Origin of the sequence: Corynebacterium jamesii (genome assembly GCF_046097395.1) — a bacterium.
In the GTDB taxonomy this organism is placed as follows: domain Bacteria; phylum Actinomycetota; class Actinomycetes; order Mycobacteriales; family Mycobacteriaceae; genus Corynebacterium.
Genome location: NZ_CP175789.1, coordinates 2,048,174 through 2,073,312, shown reverse-complemented (window position 1 = coordinate 2,073,312; position 25,139 = coordinate 2,048,174). Strand labels below are relative to the sequence as shown.

The 25,139-nt window shown below is 62.6% G+C and carries 21 protein-coding genes and 1 tRNA gene; 18 read left to right on the top strand and 4 right to left on the bottom strand.

Going from position 1 to position 25,139, the window contains the following annotated elements; all coding sequences use genetic code 11:
• Positions 1-25 precede the first annotated feature (25 nt).
• The 15 genes from ACKFRT_RS09210 to ACKFRT_RS09140 all read left to right on the top strand — a co-directional run bounded on the left by ACKFRT_RS09210 (position 26) and on the right by ACKFRT_RS09140 (position 16,997).
• Positions 26-955, top strand: a complete 930-nt coding sequence (locus ACKFRT_RS09210) for a metallophosphoesterase (protein ID WP_408926093.1) — start codon at positions 26-28, stop codon at positions 953-955.
• Between the two features lie 149 nt (positions 956-1,104).
• A tRNA-Pro gene (locus ACKFRT_RS09205) sits at positions 1,105-1,181 on the top strand.
• Between the two features lie 244 nt (positions 1,182-1,425).
• A complete protein-coding gene (locus ACKFRT_RS09200) occupies positions 1,426-2,505 on the top strand; it encodes an ornithine cyclodeaminase (protein ID WP_408925077.1) in 1,080 nt (359 codons plus the stop codon).
• Positions 2,496-3,914 carry a Y4yA family PLP-dependent enzyme gene (locus ACKFRT_RS09195; protein WP_408925076.1) on the top strand — a complete coding sequence of 473 codons (1,419 nt, stop codon included), beginning with the start codon at positions 2,496-2,498 and terminating at the stop codon, positions 3,912-3,914. Before ACKFRT_RS09200 ends, ACKFRT_RS09195 begins: the two co-directional genes overlap by 10 nt.
• Before the next feature lie 19 nt (positions 3,915-3,933).
• Positions 3,934-5,079 (top strand): PLP-dependent cysteine synthase family protein, encoded by a 1,146-nt coding sequence (locus tag ACKFRT_RS09190; RefSeq protein WP_296215669.1) that lies wholly within the window; start codon positions 3,934-3,936, stop codon positions 5,077-5,079.
• Positions 5,080-5,093: 14 nt separating this feature from the next.
• Positions 5,094-6,455, top strand: coding sequence for an MATE family efflux transporter (locus tag ACKFRT_RS09185; RefSeq protein ID WP_296215666.1), 1,362 nt, complete (start codon positions 5,094-5,096; stop codon positions 6,453-6,455).
• 162 nt (positions 6,456-6,617) lie between these two features.
• Entirely contained in the window at positions 6,618-7,775 is a 1,158-nt protein-coding gene (locus tag ACKFRT_RS09180; RefSeq protein WP_408925075.1) for an ABC transporter substrate-binding protein, read from the top strand.
• Positions 7,772-8,896, top strand: coding sequence for a FecCD family ABC transporter permease (locus ACKFRT_RS09175; RefSeq protein WP_408925074.1), 1,125 nt, complete (start codon positions 7,772-7,774; stop codon positions 8,894-8,896). Before ACKFRT_RS09180 ends, ACKFRT_RS09175 begins: the two co-directional genes overlap by 4 nt.
• A 65-nt stretch (positions 8,897-8,961) precedes the next feature.
• The gene (locus ACKFRT_RS09170) at positions 8,962-9,732 is read left to right on the top strand and encodes an ABC transporter ATP-binding protein (RefSeq protein ID WP_297666774.1); all 771 of its coding nucleotides are present in this window, start codon (positions 8,962-8,964) and stop codon (positions 9,730-9,732) included.
• A 223-nt stretch (positions 9,733-9,955) separates the two neighbouring features.
• Positions 9,956-13,213, top strand: a complete 3,258-nt coding sequence (locus ACKFRT_RS09165) for a DUF4040 family protein (protein ID WP_408926092.1) — start codon at positions 9,956-9,958, stop codon at positions 13,211-13,213.
• On the top strand, positions 13,210-13,701 hold the full coding sequence (locus tag ACKFRT_RS09160; protein ID WP_408925073.1) for a cation:proton antiporter subunit C: 492 nt from the start codon (positions 13,210-13,212) through the stop codon (positions 13,699-13,701). Before ACKFRT_RS09165 ends, ACKFRT_RS09160 begins: the two co-directional genes overlap by 4 nt.
• Positions 13,701-15,383, top strand: a complete 1,683-nt coding sequence (locus ACKFRT_RS09155; RefSeq protein ID WP_408925072.1) for a monovalent cation/H+ antiporter subunit D family protein — start codon at positions 13,701-13,703, stop codon at positions 15,381-15,383. Before ACKFRT_RS09160 ends, ACKFRT_RS09155 begins: the two co-directional genes overlap by 1 nt.
• A gap of 3 nt (positions 15,384-15,386) precedes the next feature.
• Complete coding sequence (locus ACKFRT_RS09150) at positions 15,387-16,316, top strand: Na+/H+ antiporter subunit E (RefSeq protein WP_408925071.1); 930 nt, start codon at positions 15,387-15,389, stop codon at positions 16,314-16,316.
• On the top strand, positions 16,317-16,595 hold the full coding sequence (locus ACKFRT_RS09145) for a monovalent cation/H+ antiporter complex subunit F (protein ID WP_296215647.1): 279 nt from the start codon (positions 16,317-16,319) through the stop codon (positions 16,593-16,595).
• Entirely contained in the window at positions 16,596-16,997 is a 402-nt protein-coding gene (locus ACKFRT_RS09140) for a Na+/H+ antiporter subunit G (RefSeq protein WP_296215643.1), read from the top strand.
• Between the two features lie 127 nt (positions 16,998-17,124).
• Here the strand turns inward: ACKFRT_RS09140 and ACKFRT_RS09135 are convergent, their stop codons facing one another.
• Complete coding sequence (locus ACKFRT_RS09135; RefSeq protein WP_408925070.1) at positions 17,125-17,550, bottom strand: organic hydroperoxide resistance protein; 426 nt, start codon at positions 17,548-17,550, stop codon at positions 17,125-17,127.
• A gap of 160 nt (positions 17,551-17,710) precedes the next feature.
• Complete coding sequence (locus ACKFRT_RS09130; protein ID WP_408925069.1) at positions 17,711-19,342, bottom strand: catalase; 1,632 nt, start codon at positions 19,340-19,342, stop codon at positions 17,711-17,713.
• Positions 19,343-19,434: 92 nt separating this feature from the next.
• Between ACKFRT_RS09130 and ACKFRT_RS09125 the strand changes: the two genes are divergently transcribed.
• Entirely contained in the window at positions 19,435-20,055 is a 621-nt protein-coding gene (locus ACKFRT_RS09125) for an RNA polymerase sigma factor (RefSeq protein ID WP_408925068.1), read from the top strand.
• A 67-nt stretch (positions 20,056-20,122) separates the two neighbouring features.
• Entirely contained in the window at positions 20,123-21,397 is a 1,275-nt protein-coding gene (locus ACKFRT_RS09120) for a ferrochelatase (protein WP_408925067.1), read from the top strand.
• 50 nt (positions 21,398-21,447) lie between these two features.
• On the opposite strand, the gene ACKFRT_RS09115 is transcribed toward ACKFRT_RS09120, so the two are convergent.
• Positions 21,448-22,527 carry an aspartate-semialdehyde dehydrogenase gene (locus ACKFRT_RS09115; protein WP_408925066.1) on the bottom strand — a complete coding sequence of 360 codons (1,080 nt, stop codon included), beginning with the start codon at positions 22,525-22,527 and terminating at the stop codon, positions 21,448-21,450.
• A 67-nt stretch (positions 22,528-22,594) separates the two neighbouring features.
• Positions 22,595-23,860, bottom strand: coding sequence for an aspartate kinase (locus tag ACKFRT_RS09110; protein ID WP_296215631.1), 1,266 nt, complete (start codon positions 23,858-23,860; stop codon positions 22,595-22,597).
• A gap of 294 nt (positions 23,861-24,154) precedes the next feature.
• Here ACKFRT_RS09110 and ACKFRT_RS09105 point away from each other — a divergent pair, with 294 nt between their 5' ends.
• Complete coding sequence (locus ACKFRT_RS09105; protein WP_408925065.1) at positions 24,155-25,021, top strand: DMT family transporter; 867 nt, start codon at positions 24,155-24,157, stop codon at positions 25,019-25,021.
• The last annotated feature ends 118 nt before the right edge of the window (positions 25,022-25,139 follow it).

Sequence of the window (25,139 nt, the reverse complement as noted above, 5' to 3'; positions counted from 1 at the left end):
CACACGCCTGCTCACCCCCGCCAACGTGCTGACATGCGCGCTCGGGCTTGGGGTGGCGGGTGCGGCGGTAGCTGCGGCGTCATACAGAGAAACCCTAAAGTTCCAGCTACACGAGGTAACAGTGCCGCTGCTTGCCCCCGGCACACTGCCCGATGATTGGGACAGTTTCCGGCTGCTGCACGTCAGCGACCTACACATGCTGGATAGCCAACAGCAGAAGCAGGAATGGGTCGCAGCGCTGGATCGGCTAGACCCGGATCTGGTGGTTAATACAGGCGATAACCTCGGCGAGAAGGAGGGCGTACCGGGAGTGCTCCGCGCGCTCGGACCGCTGCTGGAGCGCCCCGGCGTGTTCGTGTTCGGCAGCAACGATTACTTCGCGCCGCGCCCGGTGAACCCCTTCATCTACTTGCTCGGCAAGAAGCGCAAACCCTCCACGGAGGAACTGCCCTGGAAAGGCATGCGGGCGGCCTTCGTCGAGCGCGGGTGGCACGACGCCTCGAACGCCACCGTCGAGTTCGCCATCGACCCCGCCGCGACGGGCTCGCTGACCAGCCCGACGAAAATCAAGTTAGCTATCGCGGGCGTGGATGACCCTCACCATGAGCTGGACGATTACTCGCGGATCGCGGGGCGACCTAACAACGACGCCGACCTGGCCATTGGGCTCAGCCACTCCCCCGAGCCGCACGTGTTGGACCGCTTCGCCGCCGACGGATACCAGCTGGTGCTGAGCGGCCATACTCACGGCGGGCAGCTGTGCCTGCCGGGCGGGCGTGCCATCGTGACGAACTGCGGCATCGACAGGAGCCGGGTGCGTGGGCTGTCCCGCTGGACCGAGCGGATGTGGCTGCATGTGACCAACGGGCTGGGCAGCTCGAAGTACGTGCCTTTCCGCATTTTCTGCCGCCCGTCGGCGACGTTGATCCACATTGTGGAGAGGCCGGCGGGCTAAAAGTGCCCGTTATGCAGCCATTTTGAAAATTGCCCCCCTCGGGGGCTATAGTTGTTCGAGTTGCAGCCGTTGGCTTTGCTTAGCTCCCTTTCACAGGGTTGCGTTGTGAATTTTTTCGCAGAAGGCAGGACTAGCGTGCCGCTCCAGACCGGGATATGGCGCAGCTTGGTAGCGCACCTCGTTCGGGACGAGGGGGTCGCAGGTTCAAATCCTGTTATCCCGACCAGATTTAGCCCCAGTCAGTGGCCCACACGGGTCACAGGCTGGGGCTTTTCATATCCTTGCGCTCCCTATCGCCCACCGTGTAAGAAATTAATAGCCCCCGCGTTAGTAGCCTAGCCTTACCTAACCTTTCCAAAGGTTTGTTTCCGCAAGGCTGACTACCACTGTGGCCACCGGGATTGCATCGCAGGCAGCCCGGAGACAATTAGAAACTTCCCCTCACGAGACAAGGTTCAACAAGCGCAACCATGGAACACCTAGCCAATTCCGGCCCATCGCTACGCGTCCTCACCCGTAGTGATCTCGCAGATATAGAACTCCCTCCCGAACAAGTCATCCGAGCAGTCGAAGATGGCTACCTTGCACTGGAGTCCGGCGCCTCCCGCTGCCCTACAAAGATGATGATCGACCTCCCCGTAGAGAGTCGCGACTCAATCGCCTTTTCCATGCTCGGTTTCGACGCCGCGCGAGACCTCGTTGGTTACAAGGCCTCATACCGCAAAGGCAGCGACAACCGCGACCAGTACTACACCACAATTACCCTGTACGACGACGAAACCGGTCTGCCTTACGCCCTCATGGACTGCCAGAAAATCGGCGCCTCCCGCACTCCGGCAACCACCGCGCTCATCGCCCGCGAATGCGCGCGCTCCGGCGCCACCTCCGCAACGATGCTCGGAACCGGGCTGCAGAGTATGAACACGCTGGCATATCTGCTCACCGTCCTGCCGAATCTCCAGCATCTCCGCTTACACGGCACCCACCCCGAGGGCATCAAGGACACACTTGGCGTTCTGCAACGCTGGTTCCCGGACCGCTCCGTCGAACTCATCGGAACTGCCAAATCACTGAATAACACGAGTTCAGATAGCATTTCTCACGCGGTGACCTCAGCTCGCGAAATCATCGCCACGGACGCCGACGCCGTGCGCGAAGCAGTCTCGACCAGCGACATCACCGTGGTGGCGTCAGGTCGCGCGTGGCACCCAAAGATTCATACCAGCTGGATTCCCGAGGGTGGACTGTTAATCTCCGTAGCCTCGAAGGGTGTAGCCGATGGCGCCGTCGCGGAAGCCGACCGTGTCATCGCAACCAGCAAAGGACAGTTCGACCTCGTCGGTCAGAGGCTCCTCCAGGGGCGCAATGTGCAGCTCGACGCCACACTCCCAGACATCCTCGCCGGCCAGGTTCCGGGTCGTATCAGCGACTCTGAACGCATCTTCGCCTTCTGCAGCGGAATGATCGTTACGGACATTCCCATCGCCCACGAACTCGCCGTACGGGCGTTTTCCGCAGGAAGGGGAAGCGAGGTCACACTGTGGAGCTAGCGCCCAGCCTGCCACCGCTCGTACAGGCGTGGGAGGAGGAACTGTTCAACCACCCCTGGGCTCTGCCACAGATGCGGAAGTTGGCGTCGGGTCCCTTCCATGTGCTGTATCCAACGCAACTGCGCACCAATCTGAGGGACTTTGCCACCACGGCACAGGATATGAACGTGGACTGCACTGTGTTCTTCGCACGCAAGGCGAACAAGGCCGAGTGTTGGATGCAGGAAATCGCCGCGGCAGATCAAGGCGTAGATGTAGCCAGCGGACCGGAGCTCGTCGGCGCTCTGGCCGGAGGAATTCGCGGGACAAAACTAGTGATCACCGGCGCGGAAAAAGCAGACAATCTGCTGTGGCTGGGTATCCGTCACGGGTGCACAATCGCAGCGGATTCGCCCGGCGAACTGCAAAGAATACTAGACATCACCCGAAGGGAAACGTCTGCACACCACACCGACGGCCACACACGCGTGCTGCTGCGCATTCTGCCCGCCGAGCAGACTGAGAGCCGCTTCGGCTGTACACCTCAAGAGTGGTCAGCGTGCATTTCGGGTCTGCCTGAACTCCGGAAACACGTCGATATCGTCGGCTCCTGCTTTCACCTCAACGGATACAGCTCCGAGCACAGGGGCAAAGAAGCGCACCGCAGCCTGGACTTTATGCGTGAGCTGCGCCGCAAAGGCTGGCGAGCGGACACTCTGGACATCGGTGGGGGATTTTCAGTTCGCTACAGCGCCGACGCAGACTGGGAAGCATTCCAACCCACGTTGACGGACGCGAGCGCTTTCCACGCAGGCCGCACCCCCAGCGCCTCCTATCCCTATGGCGGGGAGAAGGCAACCGGACCGGAGATGCTGCGCGCCATTCTGAACACCCCTACCAAAAAAGTCGACGGGCATACCCTCGCAGAGCGATTGCGCACCGAGGGCGTAAAGCTGGCACTCGAACCTGGAAGAGCGCTCCTAACTGGCTGCGGACTCACCGTGTTCCCGGTACAAGGAGTCAAAAGCGCAGAGGCTGAACGCAAATCCCCAGATCTCAATCCGCAAGAGAATTCGCACTACAGGTACAAGATACTCACCGCTGCAGGGCTCAGCATGAGTCTGTCCGAGCAATGGAAATCCAGCGAATTCTTGCCCGATCCCACCCTTTGGCCACAGCGCGAAGGCATCCCTACGCGCGCGTGTGTCGGCGGATCAAGCTGCATGGAATACGACATGCTCACCTGGAGAACCATCGGCTTTCCCCGCGCACCCAAGCGTGGCGACCTGCTGATCTACCACAACACGGCTGGATACCAGATGGACAAGAACGAAAGCTCCTTCCACCAGCTACCGCTCCCCAGCCGCTTCGTCTGGGATAGCTCAGTCCGCACCATTCGTCATGATCACCCCCTGCATGTGGAACTCTGAAAGGCTATTGGCACGTTCCATGAAAATCTCAACTCGCACTACCCACTCAGCAATGAGCGGCGCGGGCGGCGAGTCGGCGCACCCTGCCGTGTGCACGGTTGCCCCGCCGCGCGTCAGCACCAAAATCTGCGACCTGATCGGCAACACACCTGCACTGGAGCTTTGCCGCACAGGCACCGGAAGCCGACTCATCCTCAAATTGGACTGCTTCAATCCCACCGGGAGCGTCAAAATCCGCATGGCGATGGAAATGGTGCTAGGCGCCGAGCGTGCCGGGCTCTTGCGCCCGGGTAGCCGGATCGTTGAACCCACCTCGGGAAACACAGGACTTGGCCTGGCTATCGCGGCCTCCCAGCGCGGGTACAGATTCACCGCAGTGGTGGATCATCATGCAGCCAAAGACAAACTCGATGCCATGCGTGCCCTCGGTGCCGAGCTGATTTTCGTCGGCTCACCGGACACGAGCAAGCCATCCACCGTAGCCCGGCGGAGCATGGCGAAGCACATCGTCGAATCCGACCCGAACGCCTGGTGGCCCGACCAACACAACAACCCGGACAACCCGGGCGGATATGCACAGCTCGCGCACGAGCTTTCCGCCCAATGTTCGGACGGCGTGGACGTGCTCGTCGCCGCCGTAGGCACGGGCGGCACCCTCTGCGGAACCACACGTGAACTTCGAAGGATGGGCCATGAGGCAAAAACGGTGGGCGTCGAGCCAGAAGGATCCATCATTTTCGGAGGACCGGCTGGCTCCTACAAACAGTCCGGCGCGGGTGCTCCCGGCGGCTTCACTATCGGGCAGAACGTGGATTATGCCCTAATCGATCAGCAGATCAAGGTAGGCGACGTCAAGGCGTTCGCCACCTCGCGCGTACTCGCCCGGCGACACGGACTAATGGTTGGAGGAACTGCCGGGGCAGCAATCCATGAGGGGCTTCAGACCTTGCAGACCTGCGCCGCGAACAGCACTGTTGTAGTGCTTGTTTGCGACGCTGGGGAGAAATACCTGGACACAGTGTTTAACGACGCATGGTTGGATAGCCACGGGCTGCGCTCCGAGATCGCCGAGCGGCACGTGGAGAACATGCTGCGCGCCTACCGCGATTCGCGTTCCTTGTGCGCCGGCTGCCAGGCGCCACGATACAGCGCGGTGCGGAGATGAGGGTGGCTGCGAGGTTGAACTCCATTCAGAAGTACCGCGAAGTCCTTGGAATTTCTCTTCCCATCGCCGGGGTGCAGCTCGCCGGGGTGGCGCTGACCACCACGGACGTTCTGATGCTGCAATCCGTGGGAGTACTGGCGATCGCTGGTGGTGGCCTGGCCATGCAGCTATACAACCAGATCCGCACGATGTGCGTGGGCATGGTGACGGCCAGCTCAAATCTCGTGGCCGAGGCTGCGGCAGAGATGGAACGGGAGGAAGCCTCTGGTCAGCTCTCGGAGGAAGGCGCGGAGCGGATCCGGCGAGCCGTGCGATCCTCCTTCGCCGTAGGCACAGGCACTGCGATCCTCGGCGCGCTACTGGTCATCACCTTCGGGGCACTGGTTCTTGCCCTGCCTATCGACGAGCAGGTCGCCCGTCTCACCTTCGCCATGACCCTCGCAATGGCGCCGGGACTCATCCCCATGTTGTGGCTCAACGTCTTGCGCCAGTTCGCGGTGGGCATGCGCAAGCCTGGCTCCCTGCTTGCCATCACGCTGGTATCAATCTTCGTCAACATCGCCCTGAACTGGTCGTTTATGGCTTGGGCAACGTCGGACACATGGAAGGTGGCGGGCATCGGGCTATCCACGACCACCGTCCAACTTTTCACGTTGCTAGCCTTCCGCGTGGTCGTGCTGCGTATACCCGAGCTGCAACCTTACTTTCAGGTTCTGCCCCGCGCCGGCGACGGGGAGGCTATACGCCACCTCGTGCGCCTCGGAGTACCAGTGAGCCTGACCTATGGCTCGGAGGCTGCGATTACGACAATCGCCGGGTTGGTGATGGGAACCCTCAGCCCGCAGATGCTGGCAGCACACAACGTGGTCAACCAGCTGGCGTACATCGTCTACCAGGTTTGCATCGGCTTCTCCCATGGCGGGTCGGTGCTCATCACGAGGGCACGAGCCGAAGGCGCCAACGCGGTGCGCGCGGTAACCCGGCGCGTGCTGCTCGTCGTGGTCGTGTACCTGGGGGTTATGGGCGCACTGTGGCTTCTGCTGGGTCGCTGGATACTGCGCCCGTTCCTGGGAAGTGCAGACGCCACCACCTTCCATATCGCTGTCCTGCTTCTGTGCCTCGCGGTGTTACAGCAGTTCTCTAAGGGAATTCAGAATGTGGCGGTGGGATTACTGAGAGGGCTCAAGGACACTACTTCCGGGCTGCGCTGCACTCTCATTGGATACTGGCTGGTCGGCGTACCCGGGATTCTGGTGATGGGCAAGCTCCTGAAATGGGAGGGCTACGGCGTGTGGTGGGGGTTGATTGTCGGCTTCGCCACCACTGCGGTGCTGCTACTACGAGCCTTTTTTCGACGCCTCGCTTCACTTAGCTAACGGGGGTGTGGGGCAGCGAAATGACGACATTCTCTGCCAAGCATTGCCATCTACATAAGGTCTGGCTAACCTAAGTAAGTCGACCCAAAGAAAGGAACACAGTTGACCCTCACGTCACTTAGGGCTCGCAGCCCCCGATCCCCCATGCACCCTCATCTTCGCATGGCTCGCGCAGTCGTCTCAGCCGTCGCTGCCACCGGCCTTTTTATGGCTGCCGCCTGTAGCGCCAGTGATGGAGCGCACTCCGCAACCAACGTAGAAAAACAGCAGATCACCGACATCCTCGGGCGCAATGTCGAGGTTCCGAAGAAGGTTGAGCGGGTTCTCATGGGCGGACAGAGAATGCTCTACACCACCGCTATCCTCAACAAGGAAAACCCGCTCCAGGGGATCGTCGCTTGGCCCGATGACTTGCAGCAGAACGACCCCGGCACTTACAAGAAGTACCAACAGAGATTCTCCGAGATCGGGGATATTAAGCAGACCGGTGAGGTTTACGATGGCTCGATGTCCGTCGAGCAGGCCCTGGAATCTCGCCCAGATGTCTTCATTGTTTCCGCGAACAGTTTCGACGCCGCCCAAGACGCCGGCATCGTCGACGGTCTTAACAAGGCCGGAATCCCCACCGTCGCCGTCGACTACTTCACTGACCCAGTAAAAAACACCGCACCAAGTGTGCGCTTGCTCGGCAAAGTACTCGGGCACGAAAAGGAGGCGGAGAAGTACGCCCGGTTCTACGAATCCAAGGTGGACATGGTTCACGACCGGTTGGAAAAAGCCAAGGCCACTCCCACCCCAACCTTCCTCTGGCGAGCTCCCGGCTACTTCGACTGCTGCTCCACTTTCGCCAAGTCCAACCTGGCTCAATTAGTCACCGCAGCAGGTGGTAAGAACCTGGGAGACGACATGATTGAAGGTAAGCAAGGCCAAGTCTCCCCCGAAGCGCTGGCTGGAAAAGACCCGGACGTCATCATCGCCACCGGCGCTGACTGGACTGATGCCAAGCAGCAGCCAAAAAAGACTGGCTTTATCCCCCTCGGTTACGACGAGTCCGCCGATCAGGCCGTCAAGGATTTTCAGCGCGTCGTTAACGGGCAACCTGTCCTCAAGGAAATGCGAGCCGTCAAGGACAAGAGAGCCTACGCCGCGTGGCATCACTTCTACGACTCTCCGTACAACTACCTGGCCATCGAGTGGTTCGCCAAGGCCATGCACCCCGACCTGTTTGCCGACATTGACCCACAGGCTGACATGAAGGAACTGCACGAAAAATTCCTCCCCGTGGAGGCGAGCGGCACCTTCTGGACTGGTTTGCCATGAGCCACGTCGCCCCGACACGGTCAATCCCTGCCGTAAACGGGAAGGATCACAAAGACAGCATCCCGCAACGTCAACGTCCCGGCGTGAGCTGGTACCGAGCAGCCAGCAGGCGCAAGGTGGCAATCATCGCCGGGCTCGCGGCTCTGCTATGTGCAGTCACCGCCACAGATTTCCTCATCGGCAGCAGCATGCCTGCTAATGAGGCGATATATGTGCTATTTCACCCCAGCGATTCCCGCCCTGTTGACCGACAGATCATCTTTGATATTCGCCTGCCAATGACCATCACGGCGGTCCTCATCGGCGCTGCCCTCGCTGCCGCCGGTGCAGAGATGCAAACCATCCTGGGCAACCCCCTCGCAGAGCCCTACACACTGGGTATTTCCGCCGCCTCCAGCTTCGGCGCCGCCTTCGCCACCGTCTCCGGATTCACTGCCGCAGGAATTGGTGCAACGCTGGGGATGGCCGGCAGCGCGTGGGTGTTCGGCATCGCAGCCTGCGCGGTGATTGTCCTCTTCTCCCGGTCAAAGAGCGCCGGCACGGAGGGAATGATCTTGCTAGGCATTGCAATCGTGTTCCTTTTCGACGCTCTCCTGGCACTGATGCAATACCTCGCCTCGCAGACGCAGCTGGAGCAGGTGGTGTTCTGGACAATGGGCAGCCTCACGCGCGCCAAGTGGCCCCAGATCGGCCTCCTGGCACTCGTCTCGCTGATCGTCATCGCATTCTTCTACCGCAACGCGTGGACACTGACGGCGTTTCGAATGGGAGACGACCGCGCCAGGTCCATGGGAATCAACGTCAACAGGCTGCGCACGCTCACACTGGTGGGCGTCTCCCTCATGGCTGCGACTGCCGTTTCGATGGCCGGGACGATTGGCTTTATCGGCCTCGTCGGCCCGCACATCGCCAGGATGCTTGTCGGCGAGGATCAGCGCTTTTTCCTCACTACATCCATCTTCTCCGGGGCGCTATTGCTTACCTCAGCCTCCGTGGTCTCCAAGCTGATCCAGCCCGGCGCGATCCTGCCCGTCGGCATCATCACGGCGATTGTGGGCGTGCCAGCGTTCGTCGTCCTCATCGTTCTGCGCCGCCCCCGAACCGTCTCCTCTCCCACCTAATACCCCCTCGCCGCACCCACCTCTTCTCGCTCCAGCCCCTCCCTCACCCCAGAAAGGACAACCTCGTGGAACAGCCCGCCACGGTTCCGTCAGCCACCGCGCTGCAGGTCACCGACCTCAGTTTTTCCCACGGAGCAGCGCAGATCCTGAATGGCGTGTCTCTTCCGGGGATCGACGCCGGAACCGTCACCGCCCTTGTAGGCCCCAATGGCGCTGGTAAATCCACCCTGCTGCGCTGCATGGCTCAGCTGTGCCGATTCAGTGGCAGCGTCACCGGACCTGACGCGGTTTATTTGCCACAGGATCCCCCGCCGGAAAGCACCCTTACAGTGTTTGAATCGGTGCTACTGGCGCTCCAGCACTCCCACACGGGATTCAGTGGGCTGCGCGTGGCCACATCCACCCAGGATAGAGTCAGCGCGGTACTCACACGACTGGGTCTGAAAGAATTCGAGTCTCGCACGATGTCCCAGCTCTCCGGCGGCCAGCGCCAGCTGGTGAGCTTCGCACAGGCGATCGTGCGCCGTCCCCGAGCTCTTCTGTTGGACGAGCCAACCAGTGCCCTCGACCTACGCAATCAGCTGACCCTCATGGAGCACATTTGCACCTACGCCGTTGAAGCACCCGCGGCAGTGGTGGTCACGATGCACGACCTCTCGCACGCGGCACGCTTCGCCGATCGCATCGCAGTGCTCCACAACGGCACCGTTTACGCACATGGAGCCGTGGAGGATGTGCTCACCGAAGAAATGCTGCGCGAGGTCTACCGAGTCGACGGAACGATTACGCCCACCGGCGATGGAAATGTAGCGATCACCACGTCAAGGGCAATATGAGGGTCTGCTAAACTTTGGCGAGTCGCATAAAATATTTCCGTTCATGTTCCGACGTGACGGACCGCCCAATTTTTTCTAGCCCTCCGAGGTCACCCTCCCGCGCATCTTGGAGACACTAGGAGCGATCGATCGGCTCCGCAGTTCGGGACGTTGAAGGCGATTGTGCGTTTGCCTAAGATATCGTCGTCGAACTCATTGGTTAGGGTGTTTTAGACACGTGGCAGTGCTGGCCATCCCCGTCACCATAGCGGTGGCGCTCATCCTCGTCCCCTTGCTGGTCAAAACACTTGATCGTAAAGCCGGTTGGCCTTTAGGCCTGACTTTCCTGGCACTCGCAGGGTACGTGATCAAGCATGCGGATCCGATACTCAACGGCAAGACCGCCACGTGGTCCGTGACATGGATCCAAGGTATCCTCACAGGCGCGGGCGGTGGAGCGGGTGCAGCCAGTGCAGGAGGCACAGCAGACGCAGCGGCCAGCACCGGCCTAGAGCTGGCCTTAAAGATGGACGCCCTGGGTCTGTTCTTCACCCTCCTAGCGCTCCTCATCGGCGCGGTGGTTTTCATCTACTCCGCCGCCTACCTGCACAAGGGCGATAAGATCATGAGCTTCTACGTGCTCATGACCTCCTTCATGCTGGCCGTCCTGCTGTTAGTTCTGGCCGATGACGTTGCACTACTCTTCATCGGCTGGGAGCTGGTCTCCCTAGCCTCGTTCTTCCTCATCGCTCGCTCCGGATCCGGCGGCGAAGCCGGCGCCATCCGCACCCTGCTGCTCACCTTCGTCGGCGGCTTGTTCCTGCTGGCCGCCCTGGCCATCAGCGTGATCACCACGGGCACCACGAACCTCACAGCCATGCTGCACTCCCCCGCCTGGGAGGGGCAGGACGTGCGCCTAGCCATCGTCGCAGTCCTCATTGCCCTCGCGGCATTCTCCAAGGCCGCGCAGATCCCTTTCCACTTCTGGCTGCCAGAGGCCATGGCCGCAGACACCCCAGTCTCCGCCTTCCTCCACGCCGCCGCCGTAGTCAAGGCCGGCGTGTACCTGCTGCTCCGTTTCTCCGGCCTGTTTGAGGGCGTGATGGCCTGGCACACCCTGCTCATCGTCATCGGCATGACCACCGCCATCATGGGCGCCGTATTCGCCATGCAGAAGACCGACCTGAAGAAACTCACGGCTTACTCCACCGTCTCCCAACTGGGCTGGATCGTCGCCACTATCGGCGTGGGCACTCCCTTCGCCATCAGTGCCGCGCTGGTTCACACCGCCGCCCACGCGCTGTTCAAGTCCTCCTTGTTCATGATTGCCGGCGTGGTGGATCACCAGGCCGGGTCGCGCGACATTCGCCGCCTGGGCCCGCTGTGGCGCCAGATGCCCTTTACTTTTGTGTCCGCTGTGATCGCGGCGGCGTCTATGGCTGCGATTCCCCCGACCTTCGGCTTTGTGTCGAAAGAAGGCATGCTCACCGCCTTCGAAGAAGCACCGTTTAGCAATACCGGCGTGATCGTCCTGCTAGTCGCTGCAGGTGTCGGCGCGCTGGCCACGTTCGTGTACTCCGCCCGCTACGTCCTGGGCGCGTTCATCGACGGCCCGAAGGACGTTTCGCACGTCAAGGAGGCTCCGGCGCAGCTGTGGATCCCCGCCGTGCTGCCGGGTGTGCTGTCGCTGCCGGTCGTGGCTTTCATGGGCATCTTCGATGAAGCGCTCGACCACGTGGTCGATGCCACGGATCTGGGCCACGCGCACACGCACTTGGCACTCTGGCACGGCCTGACAGTGCCGCTGTGGATCTCTCTTGCCGTGCTGGTTGCGGGCGTAGTTGTTGTTATTTATCGACGCCCTCTGCTTCAGCCCCTCGAGGGCAAGCGACTCGGGGTGGCAACGGGCGCGGAGATGATCTCCGCGTTTATCGAACGCTCGACCAAACTCGGCCGCGCGTTTGGCCGTATGGCGAACTCTGTGAATCCGAACCGGCACATTGTGTGGATCTTCACCATGCTGATCGTGCTGGCGGGCTTCGCGCTCTTGGGGCCGGGCCGGTTGGAAGGCATCGCGGACCTGTCCCCGCGCGTCGAGGGCATCGACAGCATCGTGGACCTGGTGGGACTAGTGATCGTGGGCTTGGGTGTGATCAGCATGGTCAGCACCCGCTCGCGCCTGGCCTCCGTGGTGCTGGTCGGCGTGGTTGGCGTGGGTGTCTCCTGGGTCATGCTGACGTTGGGCGCGCCGGACGTAGCTACCACCCAGCTGCTGGTCGAGTTCTGCGTGGTCGTCATCATGATGCTGGTCATCCGCCACCAGCCACGCCTGTACCTGCGCGAGGGTGCAAACCGCACCCGCTTCGCCACGGTGCTGGCGGTAGTAGTCGGCCTCATCACCTTCCTGGGCGTGTGGCTGCTCATCGGCCGCCACGACAAGCCCGCGATCGCGCAGTGGTACCTGGAGAACACTCCGGAGATCTCCGGCGGCAACAACGTGGTCGCCGTGATCCTGGTGGAGTTCCGTGCGTTCGATACTTTGGGCGAGCTGTCGGTACTGGGCATGGCGGGCATCGTCATCGCCGCGCTGATCAAATCCATCCCCCGCTCCCCGGTTCCGGGCTACGGCCCGGGTTCCACCGCGGAGTTGTTCCGCGCGCCCGGCTCCACCCGCTTCCCGGACGTGCACAAGGTTCCGGAGCTGGCACCGTTCTACTCCAAGTACCTGCGTTCCACGCACCTGAACTCCATTAACTCGCGGATGACGATGTATCCGCTGATTCCGATCCTGGCGCTGCTGTCCGCCGCCACATTCTGGCGCGGGCACCAAGCCCCGGGCGGCGGCTTCGTCGCGGCTCTGATCGCGGCCTGCGGCATCTTCATGTACTACCTGGCGCAGGCGCGGGCCAAGAAGCTGTTCAGCGACCAGGTGGCCTACACCTTCGTCGGCGCTGGCATGGCGATGGCTCTGATCACCGGCCTGATCGGCTACTTCCACGGCGGATTCCTGGCCCCGATCCACGCGGACATTCTGGGCCAGCACGTGTCGACCTCGCTGATCTTCGACGGTGGCGTTTACCTGGCAGTGCTCGGCCTGGTGGTCATTGTGATCAACCAGATGGGTGGCCGCGACCGCCCGGGCACGGACCCGGCAACGTTGAAGTCGAAGTTCCGCGCCCAGACTGCCACACAGAAGATGGGGCTGAAGTCCAAGGGCAAGCGCCCCTCCCCCATCGAGGGCAAGGCCGACCCGGCCAATAAGCCCTCGCCGGTGGCCGTCACTGTCGGCGGCAGCAACATTCCGCTGAACCCCTCCCAGGTCTCCGCTGCTGCGAAGGCAGAGGAAGAGGCCCACCGGGCCGAGCGCGAGGCGGCTCGCGCGCCGGTCAAGAGCGCGAAGGATGGTTCGGAGGCTAAGGCTGCGGAGCCTGATGGCGTCCCGAAGAAGAACCCCGAAAAGACCCACCAACCGCACAACGAGCAGAAGGGAGAGCCCCAGTGATCATCGCAGCTATCATCGCCATCCTGATGGGCGGCGGCGTGTACCTGGTGATGCAGCGCGGAATGCTGCGCATCATCATGGGCATTGCGCTGATGAGCCACGCCGTGAACCTGCTGATCCTCGCCGCGGGCATCGGCGCGTGGCGCATGGATCCGCTGATGGATCGGGCAACCCCGGAGCAGGCGGCGGACCCGCTGCCGCAGGCGTTCGTGCTGACGGCCATCGTGATCTCTATGGCCTCCACCGCCGTGATGCTGGCCATGGCCGCACTCGGCCGCGACGACGACACGTTCGGCAGCGATGACGTAGAGACGGCCTCCCGCCGCCTGCGCACCCTGCAGACGATGGGCTGGAAGAACTACGAAGAGGCAAAGACCCAGGGTGGCGTGGTCGAGGAGCACCAGGCTAAGAAGCTCGGTGCGAATGACTACACCGAGACCCACTCGTGCACCGACGAGGGCGCCACCGCGAAGGGGGCGCAAAAGTAATGGCCGGAAGTTCCCTACTCAGTCTGTTCATCGCAGTCCCGCTGCTGGCCTCCGCCATCGCCGCGATGGCGCCGTGGGGCAGTGTTCGCCGCGCGCTCGGCCTGCTGATCCCCGCCCTCGGCATCGCCGGAGGCATCTGGATACTGGCGCAGGTCAGCGAGCCGCACACGGTGATGGTGGATAACGTCGGCGGCTTCATCGGCGGCATTTCCATCCCGCTGGCAGCCGATAACCTGTCGGGCGTCTTGATCCTGACGACCTCCGTGGTCGCCTTCATTGCCAACTGGTTTGGCGATGTGGTTGGCGAGACCCGCGCCCGCTTCTACCCCGCCCTCACGCTCATGCTGATCGGCGGCGTGTGGGGCGCGCTGCTGACCGCGGACCTGTTTAACTTGTTCGTCTTCATCGAGGTCATGCTTATGCCCTCCTTCGGCCTGCTGGCCATGACGGGCACGTGGGCTCGCCTGGCGGCTGGCCGGATGTTCATCGTGGTAAACCTGGTGACCTCCCTGGTGCTGCTCAGCGGCGTGGTGCTGGTCTACGCGGTCGTGGGCACAACCAACCTCGCCGCCCTGGCGGGCTCTGCCGGCCCGCGCGGCACCGAGTTCGCCGAGGGCGTGTTCGGCAACCAGTGGCAGCTGGTGGTCCCGCTGGGCGTGGTGCTGCTGGCACTCGCCGTCAAGGCGGGTCTGGCGCCGGTTCACACGTGGCTGCCGCGCGCCTACCCCTCCACCTCCCCGGCAGTGATGGCTCTGTTCTCCGGCCTGCACACCAAGGTCGGCGTTTACGCAATCCTCCGCGTGTACCTCACCGTGTTCGAGGGCGATTCCAACTGGTCTTGGGGCATCCTCGCGATCATGGTGGCGGGCATGCTGATCGGTGGCTTTGCCGGTTTGGGCGAAACCACGATGCGTAGCGTGATCGCCTACCAGATGGTCAATGGCATTCCGTTCATGCTGATCGGCCTAGCCTTTTTGAGCAACAACGCGCAGCTGATGCTTAGCGCCGGATTGTTCTACATGGTGCACCATATGATCGTCGCCGGGGCACTGATCATGGCCTCCGGCGCGATCGAAGAGACCTACGGTTCGGGCCGCGTGCGCAAGCTATCGGGCTTGATGCGCCGCGACCGCTTCGTTGCCATCGTCTTCGCCGCCGGCGCGCTGTCTATCGTTGGCCTGCCGCCGTTTTCCGGCCTGTGGGGCAAGCTGGCGCTGGTCTTCGGCGTGGCCCAGGACGGCACGTGGAAGACCTGGTTGGCCATCGGGGCGATCATCGTTTCGTCGATCGGTGCCTTGGTCTCCATGATTTACGTGTGGCGCGAGGTGTTCTGGGGGCGGCAAATGAACGCCAACGAGACCGACCCAGACCTGCGCGTACCGCACCGCTACGTCTGGCCGTCCGCCGTGATGATGCTGCTCTCCGTCGGCATGTTCATCGGCGCCGGCCCCGTCTTCCAGCAGACTAATAAGGCCGCGGACAACCTGACCGATACGACGGCCTATGTGGAAGCCGTCCTTGGCGATCGGGACGAGGCCGTCGGCGCGGTCCTACCGCCCGGGCCGAGCGGATTGGATAACGTTCCTGCGGGTGCTCGGAGTTCTACGGACGATGACGCCCACACGGAGCGTGCCGAACGCGAAAACCAGGAGCAGCCGGCTCAGCACGGGGAGGATCACTAAGCCATGGCAAAGTTCAGTATTGTCCACGCAGTGAAGTCCACCGGCCACGCGTTGGGATACGCCGTGTGGCTGACCGGGCAAATCATCAAGGAATCCGTGGTGATGGCGATCGATACCCTGGGCACCGGTCGCAACATCGCGCCGGTGGTGATCTACTACCCGCTGCGCGTGACCAGCGAGCGGGACATTGCGGCCCTTATCGCCTCGATTACCATGACCCCCGGCACGCTCTCTTTGGGCGTGACCGGCCCGAAAGAGGTTGACTACGACGCGGCGGCGGGCGAACGCAATTCAAAGGATGCCTTCGCCGTGGCGCGTTCGGAGTTCAACACTCACGGTCTAGAGCACGTGCAGCGCTTCCTGGCGGTACACGCCATGTACGGTGCGGATCCGGAGGAGCTGTTGGCCAGCCTGGCGGACATGGAGGAGCACCTCGCCCCGTCGGTGAAGGAAAAACAGCTAGACTTCGACGTGAAGTACCTGGTGGAGAAGGGTCGCCCCGGCCCCCGCGGGTTCCGCGGCTCGCGTGGCGGCCGCGCCTCCGACGAGACGGTGTTCGATGTAGAGAAGGTGGATTCCACCCCGCACGCCGCCGCGTTCGTCGCCGCGATCCTGCAGTCCGATGAGGAAGAGAAGAACCCCTCCGACGTGCGGGATATGGATCGCAAGGAGCGCTACGAAATCGCCCGCCGAAATGCGGAACGTGCCAAGGCGCGGATCTCGAACGCCACCCCCGATATTGATACGTTCCGCGGGGATAACCTGGGGGCGTCCAAACCCGACCAGGAGGGTCGCACCAAACCTGGAGAGACGTTGTACGACCCGTTGTATCCGAAGGAACATCCGAACAAGCAGCGACGCAAGCGCGCGAAGAACCAGAAGAAGCAAAAGAACCAGCAGAAGCAAGCGAACCAGAAGAAGAAAGGCAAGTAGATGGAGCCCAAGGATCTGCTCAACATCCTGGTGGGCATCGCCGCCGCCATCGTCGTCATCGCACTGTTTACGGTGCTGTGGCGCGCGATTTCTACGCATAATGACGCCCGCCGCGCAGTCCTTTCCGACATGGTGTTCATGGCGATGGCAGGGCTGTTCCTGTGTTACTCGATCTTCCACCGCACGGCCATCACCTACGAAGTCGCGCTATTCGCCGGGCTTTTCGGTGCGCTGTCGACGATCGCTTATGCCCGCATTATTTCCCGAGGGAGGCGCTAAATGTCCACCACTGTTCTTGCCGCCGCCGGCGATATGGTCGAATTCAGCGAGCCTGGCTGGCTGGGCGCCATCACCGCAGGTGTGCTGGCCATTCTCGGGGCGATCTTCATCTTCGTTTCGGCCCGTGCGATGTACCTTGCTCCAGACGCCCTCAGCCAGGTCAACATGGTAGGCCCAGCTATCGGCGTGGGCCTTCCCCTACTGATCAGCGCCAATCTTGTTTATTCCTGGTCCACGGAAGGGTTCATTCTGGGCGAACTGATCCGCGCCATCGTAGCCATCACCGCGTTGCTGGTGGTGGGTGCTGTCGGCTCGTATGTGATGGGTCGCGCGCTGCACGCGACACACTGGGATCACACGGTGCCGCTGTCTGGCGGTCAAAAGGCGAAGGAGCCGAAGTAGACCTTCCAGGCAGAGTGAGATTCCCAGTTTCGCAAACATCAAGGGAGCCAGCGCCCACGCAAAGGTGGGGGGCTGGCTCCCTTCTTTTGGATTCGCTGTGCGGGTCCCCCGCGAATGCTAAGAACTCTTAGCCGACGACGGCGACAGCCTCAACGTCGATTTCGCCGCGCATGGCCTTGGAGTAAGGGCAGAACGCGTGTGCGTCAGCGACCAGCTCATCAGCCTTAGCCTGATCCACGCCGAAGACGGTGGCGGTGATCGTAGCGGACAGGCGGAAGCCCTCCGGCACCTTGTTCAGGGAGGTCTCAACGGTGACCTCCGGAGACTGCTCCATCTCCACGCCAGCTTCCTTGATGGTCTTCTGCAGTGCACCGTTGAAGCACGCTGCCCAACCGGCGGAAACCAGCTGCTCTGGGTTGGTGCCCTCGCCGGAGCCGCCCATAGCCTTTGGCGGGCGAACATCCAGGTCGATCTGACGGTCGTCGGTAGCGACGTGGCCGTCGCGGCCACCGCCGGTAGAAATTGCCTTTGCTGTGTACAGTGCGTCGCTCATGTGAAGAACAGTCCTTTCTTCAAACTGATTGTTGAAGTGATCTCTAGCGTTATTTCTAAAGCTCGCTCTGGGCGGGGTGATCGTGTCGCCACCGCTCGGCGCCCAGCCTACGTGAACTCGCTTGCCTCGCGCCCGCATGGCTTCGAAGGGCGCATGGCACCTACTTGCCGGTGAAGAGCTCCTTCACCCGGTCGCGCAGGTTTTCGTCCACCTTGCCCCAGTAGGTCCAGCACTGCTCCGCCACCTGGTCAGAGACCCCGTCCATAGCGCCTGCGATGTTGTTAGCCAGGCGCTCGCGGGCGGCGTCATCCAAAACCTCGCGTACCAGCTGACCGGCCTGGATAAAGTCATCATCCTCCGGGTGGCGGACGTACGCACCGCGGGTCAGGTCGGTGCCGTGCAGGTCGTCAAACAGGCCCAGCTCCTCCGCCGCAGTCACAGCAGATTCCTGGCCGCGACCGAAGCCGTACTGCGACTCACCAGCGGCAACACCCTGCTCGACAGCACCGGAGCCATCGTTGACGTCCTGCGTGCCCTCGGCACGCTCGAAGCGGTTCGGGGAGTACACGGGCGTACCTGCCGGCGGGAACTCCTGGTTACCCGCACCGTCCTTGGCGGTGTAGTAGTTCTTCTCTGCCACCACGGAGCGGTTAGAAGGCAGCTGGTGGAAGTTCACGCCCAGGCGGTAGCGCTGCGTATCGGCGTAGGCGAAGGCTCGCGCCAGCAGCATCTTGTCCGGGGATAGGCCGATGCCCGGCACGAGGTTCGAGGGCGCAAAAGCAGCCTGCTCGATCTGCGCGAAGAAGTTCTGCGGGTTCTCGTTGAGCGTAAAGTGGCCGACCGGGATCAACGGGTAATCCTTCTGCGACCACGTCTTGGTCAGGTCGAAGGGGTTCCAACGGTAGCCCTCGGCCTCGGCAACAGGCATGATCTGTACCTTTACATCCCACGTCGGAAAGTCACCACGCTCGATGGCGTCATAAAGATCCTGGCGTGAAGAATCGAAGTTACCGGAAGCAATGACCTTCGCGGCCTCGTCGTCGCTGTAGAAATCCCAACCCTGGCGGGTCTTGAAGTGGTACTTCACCCAGAAACGCTCGCCGGCAGAGTTAATCCACTGGTAGGTGTGGGAGCCGAAGCCGTCCATGTGACGGAAATCGGTCGGGATACCACGATCACCCATCAGATAGGTCACTTGGTGTGCGCTCTCCGGGGAACGGGTCCAGAAATCCCACTGCATATCCGCCGAGCGCAGACCGGAATCCGCCAGGCGCTTCTGGGAACGGATGAAGTCGGGGAACTTAATGCCATCGCGCAGGAAGAACACCGGGGTGTTGTTGCCCACGATGTCGTAATTGCCTTCCTGGGTGTAAAACTTCAGCGAGAATCCGCGCACGTCGCGTACCGCATCGGGGAAGCCCTGCTCGCCTGCAACGGTGGAGAAGCGGGCCAGCATCGGGGTCACGCGACCCGGCTGGAATAGATCGGCCTTGGTGTACTTGGATACATCCTCTGTGATCGTCAGCTCGCCGAAGGCGCCGGAACCCTTGGCGTGCACATTGCGCTCTGGGATGCGCTCGCGGTTAAAGTGCGCATGCTTTTCCACGAGGTGTACGTCGGACAGCAGCAGCGGGCCTTGCTCGCCCACCGTGGCAGAGTGCTCTTCGGTGCTGACCGGGGAACCGTTCACGTTCGTTGAAACCCCGGAGTATGGGCACACGCCGCGGGAGGCTACGTCCTTCGCGGATGTGATGGCCTCTGTGCTGTTGTGTTTGTCGTTTGTAGCAGTCATGGGTACCTCCTGATACCTAATCCGTGTCGCCTGCGAGAGGCTCTGCAATCCACCTTGCCAGAATTCCGAAAACCTCGTGTTAGGATTTCCCCATGACCAGCCAGGCCTCCAGCAGCCAGGCACGCGATGCCGCTGTGACCGACCTCGCCCTGCGCGCCGCTAGTGGCGACCGCCAGGCGCTCACGGAGTTCATTTCTGCCACCCACGACGACGTGTGGCGCCTGCTGGCACACCTGGCCGATACGGACCGCGCGGACGACCTAACGCAAGAGACCTACCTGCGGGTTTTAAGCGCCCTCCCCCGCTTCGCTGCCCGTTCCACCGCACGCACCTGGATCCTGTCCCTGGCGCGCCGGGTGTGGGTGGATAGTGTTCGCCACGACATGGCTCGCCCCCGCAGCTCCGCCACGGAGATCGAGGACGCCACCAGTGCCACCCCCGCCGTCGAAACTACCGGCGGGCAAAGCTGGGCCGAGTGGGTGGATACCCGCGCCCTTATCGACCAATTGGAGGCCGACCGCCGCGAGGCCCTGATCCTCACGCAAGTGCTGGGCTACACCTATGCCGAGGCGGCGAAAATCGCGAACGTCCGCGTGGGCACTATCCGCTCCCGTGTAGCCCGCGCACGTGCCGACCTGGTTGAGATGGCAGGCGAGGGACAAAGTGGCGTCACCAAGAAAGAAAAGAACAAGCGCCGCTTCGGCGTAGCCTAACCCGGGTACCACCACGCGCGACGGCGCGTTTAAGGAACAACGGGGGCGACGGGCTAGGCTGGTTTTCATGAGCACGAGCGCTAAACCCCCCGCTATCGCCCCCGACTCCGCTCTCCTGCTGCTGTCTTTCGGCGGCCCGGAGAAATCCGAAGACGTGGTTCCGTTTCTGGAAAACGTCACGCGCGGCCGCGGCATCCCCCGCGAGCGGCTGGAAAAGGTGGGCGAGCACTACTTTGCGCTTGGTGGCCGCTCCCCCATCAACGACCAGAATAAGCAGCTGATTAGCAATATCGAGGCCGAGCTTTCCCGCCGTGGCATCGGCTTGCCAGTGTACTTCGGCAATCGCAACTGGGAGCCTTATGTGGAGGGTGCCCTACAGCAAATGGCCCGCGACGGCATCCGCCACGCCTACGTCTTCGCCACCAGCGCCTGGGGTGGCTACTCTGGTTGCTCTCAGTACCAGGAGGACCTGCGCCGTGCCATCGCCGCGTGTGAGCAAGCTGGCCTGCAAGCCCCGACCGTAGAGCGCCTGCCGCAATTCCACGCTCACCCGACCTTCATCGCGGAATTCGCCCAGGCTGTAGATGCCGCCCGCGAGCAGCTGCGCGCCGAACACGGCGAGGAGGCCGCCACGCAGGCAGATCTGATCTTCACCGCACACTCCGTGCCGACGGTGGCGGATAAGGCCGCCGGTCCGCATAAGTTCGGCGGGAATCTGTATTCCCAGCAGGTCCTGGATTCCTCCCGCCTGATCCAGCAGGCCAGCAGTTTCGCTAACTCCCCCGGCAGCGGCGCAGATTATGGCTGGACCGGCCAGCTGGCCCGTCACGCGAACGTTGGCGGCCGCGGGGATGGCCCTGCTCACACGGGTGAAACTGTGGGGGTTGATGTCGGCGTTGGCACTAACCTCGACGTCGAGCTTGTGTGGCAGTCGCGTTCCGGCTCCCCGCATGTGCCGTGGCTGGAGCCGGACGTATGCGACCACATCGAAGCGCGCGCGGAGGCCAACAATAAGCGCGCTATAGTGCTGTGCCCAGTGGGCTTCATCACCGATCACGTGGAGGTGCAGTGGGACTTGGATACCGAAGCGCGCGACGCTGCCGCGGCGGCGGGCATCCCCTTCGTACGCGTTGCCACCCCGGGCCTGACCGCCGGGTTCGCCGAGATGGTGGTTGATCTTGTTGTTGGTAGTGACGCCCCCAGCGCCAACCTCTCCGAAGATCAGCAGGCCGCGCGCGATCTAGCGGCGAAGGTTACCGGCGAGCTGGCGACGGTCCCCGACTTCGGCCGCACGTTCAACGGCAAGCCGTGTGCGCCGGGGTGCTGTGGAAGCGAGGTCTAGCGGCTGGGCGCGGGCGCAGCGACACGGCGCTCGGCTGCGCGGGCGCAGCGCTAGACCAGTAGCTCCGCGATCTGGATGGTGTTCAGCGCCGCACCCTTGCGCAGGTTATCCCCGGCGACGACCAGCACCAGGCCGCGGTTACCGTCCACTGTTTGGTCTTGGCGAATGCGGCCGACCAGGCTCTCGTCGATGCCCGTGGCGGCCAGCGGGGTGGGTACGTCCACAACCTGCACGCCCGGGGTGTCGGAAAGCAGCTCGCGGGCGGTTTCCGGGGTGATCTCGCGGTCGAATTCCGCATGGATCGTCATGGTGTGGCCGGTGAAGACGGGCACGCGCACGCAGGTGCCAGCCACGCGCAGCTCCGGGATTCCCAGGATCTTGCGGGATTCGTTGCGCAGCTTCTGCTCCTCGTCGGTCTCCTCGGAACCATCGTCGACGAGATTGCCCGCCAGCGGCAGAGCATTGAAGGCGATGGGTGCAACGTAGGGGCCCAGGTCGTCTGCCTGCAGCGCGGAGCCATCGTGCACGAGTGCGCGCAAGCCCTCGGCGGCACCGTCGCCCTCGCTGTCGGCGCCGCCGTTTACGCCACTGCCCAGGTTGTCCAGCACCTGGCGCACCAGCGCTTCCACGCCGGCCAGACCGGAGCCCGACACGGCCTGGTAGGAGCTAACGTGCAGGCGGTTCAAGCCAGCGGCCTTGTGCAGCGCACCCATCACTGGCATGGCGGCCATGGTGGTGCAGTTCGGGTTGGCGATAATGCCCTTGGGCGTGTTCTTCACGTCCTGCGGGTTCACCTCGGAGACGACCAGCGGGACTTCCGGGTCCTTACGGAAGGCCGAGGAGTTGTCCACGACGATGGCACCAGCCTCTGCGAAGCGTGGGGAGTGCTCGCGGGAGGTGCCGCCTCCTGCGGAGAACAGCGCGATGTCGATGCCGCGCAGATCCTCGGTGGCGGTGGTGGCAACGTCCTCGATGACGATCTGCTCGCCGCGGAACTCCAGCTGCTTGCCCGCGGAGCGGGAGGAGGCGAAGAATCGCACCTTGTCCGCCGGGAAGTTCCGCTCGACGAGAATGTCGCGCATTACGCGACCGACTTGGCCGGTTGCTCCGACGACGGCGATGGTGGTCATGCGGGGATCTACCTCTTCTATCTTGGTGGGTGTTACTTACGCTGGTGAGCTGCTGTTTTAGCCGCTTTTAGCGTCCCGTACCAGCGTACACGGTGGCTTCTTCCTCGCCGCCGAGCTGGAAACGGTCGTGGATGGCGCGCACGGCCTTGTCCACGTCGGTATCGCGGATCAGCACGGAGATGCGGATTTCCGAGGTGCTGATTAGTTCGATGTTCACGCCCGCATCGCGCAGTGCTTCACAGAAGTCGGCGGTCACGCCGGGGTGGGACTTCATACCGGCGCCGACCAGGGAGACCTTACCCACGTGGTCGTCGAAGATGATCTCCTGCCAGTCGTTCTGATCCTTAATGCCCTTCAGCAGCTGCATGGCGCGGGTTGCGTCGCTGCGCGGGCAGGTGAAGGTGATGTCGGTGCGGTTGTTGTCGATCTTGCTGATGTTCTGCACAACCATGTCAATGTTGATCTCGGCATCGGCGACGGCGCGGAAGACCTTCGCGGCCTCCCCCGGGGAGTCGGGGATGCCGAGAACGGCGATCTTGGCCTCGGAGCGGTCGTGGGCCACGCCGGTGAGTACTGCTTCTTCCATGGGAATATCCTCCATTGATCCAGAGACGAGGGTGCCGATGTCGGTGCTATACGAGGAGCGGACGCGCAGGGGAACGTCGAACGCGCGGGCGTACTCCACGCTGCGCAGCATCAGTACTTTCGCACCGACGGCCGCCATTTCCAGCATTTCTTCGAAAGAGATCGTGTCGAGCTTCTGCGCGTTGGGCACGATGCGCGGGTCCGCGGTGTACACGCCGTCGACGTCGGAGTAGATCTCGCACACATCGGCGTTGAGCGCTGCAGCCAGGGCAACGGCGGTGGCATCCGAACCACCGCGGCCCAGGGTGGTCACGTCGCGCGTCTCGCGGTTCACACCCTGGAAGCCTGCTACCAGGCAGATCTTGCCCTCATCCAGGGCTTCCTGCACGCGGCCCGGCGTCACGTCGACAATGCGCGCGTTGCCGTGCCGCTCGGTGGTGAGCACGCCTGCCTGGGAGCCGGTAAAGGACTGCGCTTCGGCGCCGAAGGAGGCGATAGCCATGGCGACTAGCGCGTTGGAGATTCGTTCGCCGGCGGTCAGCAGCATGTCCATCTCGCGCGCGGGCGGCACGGGGTTCACCTGCTCGGCGAGTTCCAGCAGGTCGTCGGTGGTGTCTCCCATGGCGGAGCAGACGACAACCACGTCGTTGCCCTGCTTTTTGGTTTCCACGATTCGCTCGGCTACGCGCCGGATCCTCTCCGCGCTTTCCAGCGAGGAGCCGCCGTATTTCTGAACGATGAGCGCCACTGGTTGTTGCCACCTTCCGGATCTAGTCTTAATCAAACTTTAGACTACTTTGTCTGTTTGCCTGGGGCTAGGGTTCGGCTAACTCTTTTTCTTATGACGCCCACATCCCCACCTGCCACATGCGCCACATACGTAACACGCGCGTCGCAGGCCAATATCCGACACAACCCCTGACGTCCGATAAAGTACCCAGGGTACAAAGCACGCGAATTCGGTGCATCAGCGTAAGCGCGCCCACCCGGCGCAGTACGGCACAACCGACCAAGAAGGCAACGAAGAGGTGAGAGGGCCACGATGCTCGAAAACAACCTGCTCGCAGTTGTTTTCGCGCTGGGCTCCGCACTCACCATCGCCTGGGGAACGGTGGTGCGCCACCGCATCGCCATTGAATCCGGCGAGAACCGTAGCGGCGCCATCGTAGACGCCATCAAGCAACCCATGTGGTGGGTCGGTGTGGCCAGCGCGCTATTCGGCTACCTCTTGCAGGTCATTGCCCTAGCCTTCGGCACGCTGCTGGTCGTGCAGCCAATCCTCGTACTCTCCCTCATGTTCACCCTGCCGCTGTCGGCGAAGTACGACGGGCGGCGTATATCGGCCTCCGAAACAGCATGGGCCGGGCTTCTGACAGTGGCGGTGGCGGTGCTGGTGATCCGCGGCAACCCCGCCCCCGGCCACCGCGAACCTGACCTAGCGGTGTGGCTGGTGTGCCTCGGTATCGGCGCGTTGATCCTGCTGGCTTTTTTCGTCTACGCGCTGGAACAAACCGCCGCGCTGCGCGCGCTGGTACTGGGGTCGATCACGGGCGCGATCATGGGGTACGTCGCGGTGCTGTCGAAGGCAGTGGTGGACATTTTCCGCGATGCCGGGGTGCCCACTTTGCTGGCCTCGTGGGAGCTGTGGGGGCTGATCGCCTTCGCGGGTGTGGGCACGGCAGTGCAGCAGGCCTCGTTCAACGCGGGCGCGCTAAAGAACTCGCTGCCCGCGATGACGGTGGTAGAACCGCTGGTGGCCTTCGTACTGGGATACATCGTGCTGGGCGAGAAGTTTCGGATCACGGGCTGGGAGTACGCCTACATGGCGGCGGCCGTCGCGGTGATGGTGGTCTCTACGGTGATCCTGAGCCGCAAGTCGATTGAGGACGACGAACATGTAACGACGTGAAGGCGCTACGACGTAAGGGATATATCGTGAGGGATATATATAAGGAGAAAGGGCGAACTCAGCACGAAGTACTGAGCCCGCCCTTTTCTTCATCTCCGGATGCGTCCAGCCGGGCGCG

Excerpts from the sequence above, each read along its gene's own strand:
- ACKFRT_RS09105 (WP_408925065.1), top strand. The coding sequence starts at position 24,155 with ATGCTCGAAAACAACCTGCTCGCAGTTGTTTTCGCGCTGGGCTCCGCA.
- ACKFRT_RS09150 (WP_408925071.1), top strand. The coding sequence starts at position 15,387 with ATGGCAAAGTTCAGTATTGTCCACGCAGTGAAGTCCACCGGCCACGCG.
- ACKFRT_RS09115 (WP_408925066.1), bottom strand. The coding sequence starts at position 22,527 with ATGACCACCATCGCCGTCGTCGGAGCAACCGGCCAAGTCGGTCGCGTA.
- ACKFRT_RS09175 (WP_408925074.1), top strand. The coding sequence starts at position 7,772 with ATGAGCCACGTCGCCCCGACACGGTCAATCCCTGCCGTAAACGGGAAG.
- ACKFRT_RS09125 (WP_408925068.1), top strand. The coding sequence starts at position 19,435 with ATGACCAGCCAGGCCTCCAGCAGCCAGGCACGCGATGCCGCTGTGACC.
- ACKFRT_RS09135 (WP_408925070.1), bottom strand. The coding sequence starts at position 17,550 with ATGAGCGACGCACTGTACACAGCAAAGGCAATTTCTACCGGCGGTGGC.
- ACKFRT_RS09130 (WP_408925069.1), bottom strand. The coding sequence starts at position 19,342 with ATGACTGCTACAAACGACAAACACAACAGCACAGAGGCCATCACATCC.
- ACKFRT_RS09140 (WP_296215643.1), top strand. The coding sequence starts at position 16,596 with ATGTCCACCACTGTTCTTGCCGCCGCCGGCGATATGGTCGAATTCAGC.
- ACKFRT_RS09180 (WP_408925075.1), top strand. The coding sequence starts at position 6,618 with ATGGCTCGCGCAGTCGTCTCAGCCGTCGCTGCCACCGGCCTTTTTATG.
- ACKFRT_RS09120 (WP_408925067.1), top strand. The coding sequence starts at position 20,123 with ATGAGCACGAGCGCTAAACCCCCCGCTATCGCCCCCGACTCCGCTCTC.
- ACKFRT_RS09155 (WP_408925072.1), top strand. The coding sequence starts at position 13,701 with ATGGCCGGAAGTTCCCTACTCAGTCTGTTCATCGCAGTCCCGCTGCTG.
- ACKFRT_RS09145 (WP_296215647.1), top strand. The coding sequence starts at position 16,317 with ATGGAGCCCAAGGATCTGCTCAACATCCTGGTGGGCATCGCCGCCGCC.
- ACKFRT_RS09190 (WP_296215669.1), top strand. The coding sequence starts at position 3,934 with ATGAAAATCTCAACTCGCACTACCCACTCAGCAATGAGCGGCGCGGGC.
- ACKFRT_RS09200 (WP_408925077.1), top strand. The coding sequence starts at position 1,426 with ATGGAACACCTAGCCAATTCCGGCCCATCGCTACGCGTCCTCACCCGT.